Annotated in this window: 3 protein-coding genes and 1 pseudogene; 3 read left to right on the top strand and 1 reads right to left on the bottom strand. The window is 17.7% G+C overall.

The window, feature by feature from the left end; translation table 11 throughout:
• The 3 genes from KTO59_RS03930 to KTO59_RS03925 all read left to right on the top strand — a co-directional run.
• Nucleotides 1-554, top strand: a 554-nt coding sequence (locus KTO59_RS03930) for a hypothetical protein (protein ID WP_284928744.1), incomplete at its 5' end; no start/stop codon positions are given.
• Between the two features lie 1,059 nt (nucleotides 555-1,613).
• On the top strand, nucleotides 1,614-1,871 hold the full coding sequence (locus KTO59_RS04625; RefSeq protein ID WP_445083523.1) for a 3'-5' exonuclease: 258 nt from the start codon (nucleotides 1,614-1,616) through the stop codon (nucleotides 1,869-1,871).
• A 274-nt stretch (nucleotides 1,872-2,145) separates the two neighbouring features.
• Nucleotides 2,146-2,463 carry a single-stranded DNA-binding protein gene (locus KTO59_RS03925; RefSeq protein WP_284928743.1) on the top strand — a complete coding sequence of 106 codons (318 nt, stop codon included), beginning with the start codon at nucleotides 2,146-2,148 and terminating at the stop codon, nucleotides 2,461-2,463.
• Here the strand turns inward: KTO59_RS03925 and KTO59_RS03920 are convergent.
• A pseudogene (locus KTO59_RS03920) lies at nucleotides 2,460-2,786 on the bottom strand (hypothetical protein); the annotation flags it as partial. The gene KTO59_RS03925 and the pseudogene KTO59_RS03920 sit on opposite strands and share 4 nt — an antisense overlap.

The raw sequence follows: 2,786 nt of genomic DNA, 5'->3' as shown, positions 1-2,786 counted from the left end.
ATCAACAAAAAGCAGAATTAATAGAATTTCAAAATACTTTAACTCAAAAAGAAGAATCTTGGACAACAGATCAAAACGATTTAATTCAACAAAAAGAATCTTTAGATCAACAAAAAGCAGAATTAATAAAATTTCAAAATACTTTAACTCAAAAAGAAGAAGATTTATCAACAGAAACTCGAAATTATTTCATTATTCAGAACAAAACAGTAAAAATTCGAAAAGGAATAGATATTGAATTTTCAAATGAAAATATCCTTCATATATACAATGAAGATAAAAATATAATTATTTTAAATTGGTTTTATTTAATTAAAATTTTAAATCAGTATAATTTCCAAATTCATTTTTTATACTCGAATACGAAAAGCAATTTAAATTTAAAACAAAAAGTATTATATTTAAATAAAGAAGAATTAAAAACAATAGATTTAGATTTTCGAATATCTGTTCATAAACCTACCCATTATGATTCAATCAAGAAATTATTATTTATCAATATAAATATAACAACAAATACTGATTTTATTGATCGTTCTTATTTTATCGATTAAATATTTAGTTGATGCTCGCAGTGTTATAAAAAAATGTAAATGTTTTTTTAACACTGCATATTTTCAAAATCTCGTTTCACTAAAAACAAAAAAGACTAATTATTTTTAACTAGTCTTTTCGGTATTAAAAATGAATTTATTTACACTTTTTGAAATAGTGCAGTATTCCAAATGGTTTTTATTCTCGAAACAAAAAACAAAACGTATAAACAATTTTTAACAACAAAATACTATTTTATAACTTAAAGAACTAAATCAAATTAGTTCTTTTTTATTTAAGAAAATACAAAAATAACCAAAATAAGTTATAAACTGTTAATTAAACCAAAAGGATATTATTATGAAAACCAAATTAAAAATTAAAAATTACCAACTTAAAAGAACTAAATCAAATTAGTTCTTTTTTATTTAAGAAAAATACAAAAAAATAACCAAAATAAGTTATAAAACTGTTAATTAAACCAAAAGGATATTATTATGAAAAACCAAATTAAAAAATTAAAAAAATTACCAACTTAAATAAACAATTTGACATTTTTAAAAAAAATATTATACTACTAATATATAACATAATTAAATAAAAATTAAATAAAAATTAAATAAAAATTAAATAAAAATTAAATAAAAATTAAATAAAAATTAAATAAAAATTAAATAAAAATACAAAAGATAATAATAAAAAAAAGTAATAAATGATATAACGAGTACAATAAATAAATTATTTAGATAATTTTATAGTTGAAATTAAGAAAAAATTAATTTATTTTGATTAAAAATGTAAATTAGATAAAGAGTTTAAATTTAATACATTAAATTCTAAATCAGTATTTGAATCACAAAAAAATGATTTAAACAAAAAAAGAACTAAAATTTCTGAAGATGAATTATTTAAAAAAGAATAAGAATTGATATCTAGATTAAAAAGTTAAATGTACGATGATTTAAAAAAATTCAATTAACAATTTAACTGATGAAATAATTTAATTAATTATAATTATGAATTACAAAAAAAATAAATATAAATTAGAAACTTTTTAAAAAAAATCTCTTAATGATAATATTTTATATTTTAATTCTGATAATGTTTTTTTTGAAAATATTTTTATTGTATCTAAAATTAAAGATTTAGTTAAAAATTATGATTATAAATATGAGGATATCGCAATTTTATTTAGAAAAAATTATTTATTAGAACCTTTAAAAGATAATTTATTTTATGAAAATATTCCTTTTCTTACTAAGGACGATCAAAAAAACCTCTTAGAGATGAAAAAAAGTTCAAAAATTAAAAGCATTACTTGCAGAAAAACAAGTTAAAAAATTAGAAAAAACATTTATAGAAAATGAAAAAAGAAGATTAGATAAAAATAAAATATTATTATCTACTATAAATCAAATAAAGGGTTTAAAGTTAAAAATTGTTTTTATAATTGGTTGCGAACAAGAGACTTTTAAAGCAAAAGAACGTTTATATTTTGCAAGCACTGAAACCAGAATAGTTTTTGGTGATGAAATAAGATACAAAACCAGTTATCTTTTTACAAGAAACGGGAATTATATAAAAAAAATAAAAAAAGGAGTTATAAAAAAAATGGTAGGATTTGTTAAAAATAGAGTTAATTTAGTAGGACGCCTTATATGCGACCCTAAATTAAGTTATTATCAAAATAAAATGGGAGATATTGTTCCAGTAGTAAAATTGGCTTTTAATACTATGAAAAAAGATAATAAAGGAAAAATAATAACTCGATGTTTTACTTGTGTTTCTAGTAAATTTAACTTAGTCAAATTTATAAGTAAATATTTAATTCAAGGTTCCGGAGTACGTGTTCAAGGTTTCAATTGTATAGATATAAAAAATAAAAAATCTACTAATGTTATTATTGAAAAATTAAATTTGTTAGATTAATAAAAATTCAAATAATGTAAAACCATCTTAAAAAAATGATGCAAATCAAATCTTATCAATAAGATGTTAAACAACATTTTATTTTTTTTTACTAAGAGTTGATAAGTTGTTAATAATAAATCTTCTTTTTCTAACGAAAATGGAAATTTAAAATTAATCACTTTATAAAATAAAAGATTTTTAATTTGTTTAATTAATTTATCAATTTCTTCTTTTATTTTTTCATTATTTATTTCTTTATTTTCTAATAAAAAAATATCAAGTTTTTTTAAAAAGATTAAAAAATAAATCAAAATATCATGATTCAATTTCTTTAAAATCAT

The sequence above is a fragment of the Candidatus Phytoplasma sp. AldY-WA1 genome (assembly GCF_020312115.2).
GTDB classification, from domain to species: Bacteria; Bacillota_I; Bacilli_A; order Acholeplasmatales; family Acholeplasmataceae; genus Phytoplasma; species Phytoplasma vitis.
This window is presented reverse-complemented; position numbering and strand designations above follow the sequence as displayed.

Bases quoted from the DNA above. Each gene is read 5' to 3' on its own strand.
- KTO59_RS03925 (WP_284928743.1), top strand. From the start codon at position 2,146: ATGGTAGGATTTGTTAAAAATAGAGTTAATTTAGTAGGACGCCTTATA.